This window comes from Comamonas terrae (assembly GCF_001544075.1).
GTDB classification, from domain to species: domain Bacteria; phylum Pseudomonadota; class Gammaproteobacteria; order Burkholderiales; family Burkholderiaceae_C; genus Comamonas; species Comamonas terrae.
In genome coordinates this window covers 1-1,647 of the sequence record NZ_BCNT01000035.1, presented here as the reverse complement: position 1 = coordinate 1,647, position 1,647 = coordinate 1, and the positions used below count along the sequence as shown (strand labels likewise).

Genomic DNA, 1,647 nt, shown 5'->3' with positions numbered 1-1,647 from the left:
ATGATGAGGCGATGGAAGCTTCCACCACCAGTTTCATCGTCGAAAGCCTGACCAAGGCCATTGTCGAACACCGCCTCATGCCCGGCACCAAGCTGGCCGAGCAGAAGCTGGCGGACCATTTCGGCGTCTCGCGCACCCTCGTGCGCCAGGCCCTGTTCCAGCTGTCGCAAAACCGCCTTATCAAGCTCGAGCCCGCGCGCGGCGCCTTCGTGGCCACCCCTTCCGTGGGCGAGGCCCGCCAGGTCTTTGCCGTGCGCCGCATGCTCGAGGCCGAGATGGTGCGAAGCTTTGCCGCACAGCAAACGCCCGCCAAGCTGCGCGCGCTCAAGGCCCATGTGGCCGCCGAGAAGAAAGCCATGGAAGCCGACGATGTCGGCCAGCGCACCGAGCTGCTGGGCGACTTTCACGTGCGCATGGCCGAGCTCATGGGCAACGAGGTGCTGGCCCAGCTGCTGGGCGAGCTGATTTCCCGCTGCGCGCTGATCACGCTGATGTACCAGTCGGCCTCGGCGGCCGAGCATTCGCACGAGGAGCATGCCGACATCGTGGCCGCGCTGGCCCAGGGCGATGCCGAGCAGGCCGTGCAGCTGATGCAGCAGCACCTGGACCACGTGGAAGCAGGCCTGACCTTCGACCGCGATCTGCCAACCAACGATTTATCGATGGCTCTTTCCTCCATCTCCGCATGACATACGACGTGACTTACGACGCTACAGCTGCCTACCCCCGCGACCTGATCGGCTACGGCCGCACCACGCCCCATCCCCAATGGCCCGGCAAGGCCCGCGTGGCCGTGCAGTTCGTGCTCAACTACGAAGAAGGCGGCGAGAACTGCGTGCTGCACGGCGACCCCGCCAGCGAGCAGTTCCTGTCCGAGATGTTCAACCCGGCCGCCTATCCCGAGCGCCACATGAGCATGGAAGGCATCTACGAGTACGGCTCGCGCGCCGGCGTCTGGCGCATCCTGCGCGAGTTCGAAAAGCGCGGCCTGCCGCTGACGGTCTTCGGCGTGGCCACCGCCCTGCAAAAGCACCGCGAGCTGGCCCAGGCCTTTGCCGAGCTGGGCCACGAGGTGGCCTGCCACGGACTCAAGTGGATCCACTACCAGAACGTGCCCGAGGAGGTCGAGCGCGCCCACATGCAGCAGTGCCTGGAGATCTTCGGCCAGCTGTACGGCCACGACGGCGACCACGGCCTGGGCTGGTACACGGGCCGCGACAGCCCCAACACCCACCGCCTGGTGGCCGACAACGGCCGCTTCACCTACGACAGCGACTACTACGGCGACGACCTGCCCTTCTGGATGAAGGTGGGCAAGAGCGACGGCAGCACGCACAACCAGCTCATCGTGCCCTACACGCTCGATGTGAACGACATGCGCTTTGCCCTGCCCCAGGGCTACTCGCATGCCGACCCGTTCTTCCAGTACATGAAGGACACCTTCGACGCCCTGTATGCCGAGGGCGACCCGGCCGGCGACAACGCGCCCAAGATGATGAGCATCGGCATGCACTGCCGCCTGCTGGGCCGCCCGGGGCGCATCACGGCGCTGCAGCGCTTTCTCGACCACATCCAGCAGCACGACAACGTGTGGGTGTGCCGCCGTATTGACCTGGCCCGCCACTGGGCTCAGCTTTTCCCTTGCAA

Annotated in this window: 2 protein-coding genes; both read left to right on the top strand. The window is 65.9% G+C overall.

The window, feature by feature from the left end; genetic code table 11:
* The first annotated feature begins 11 nt into the window (after window positions 1-11).
* Window positions 12-689 carry a GntR family transcriptional regulator gene (locus Cte04_RS21690; RefSeq protein ID WP_066483900.1) on the top strand — a complete coding sequence of 226 codons (678 nt, stop codon included), beginning with the start codon at window positions 12-14 and terminating at the stop codon, window positions 687-689.
* An 8-nt stretch (window positions 690-697) separates the two neighbouring features.
* Window positions 698-1,647: allantoinase PuuE (puuE, locus tag Cte04_RS21685; RefSeq protein WP_066483901.1), on the top strand; the 950-nt coding region annotated here is incomplete at its 3' end.

Excerpts from the sequence above, each read along its gene's own strand:
- Cte04_RS21690 (WP_066483900.1), top strand. The coding sequence starts at position 12 with ATGGAAGCTTCCACCACCAGTTTCATCGTCGAAAGCCTGACCAAGGCC.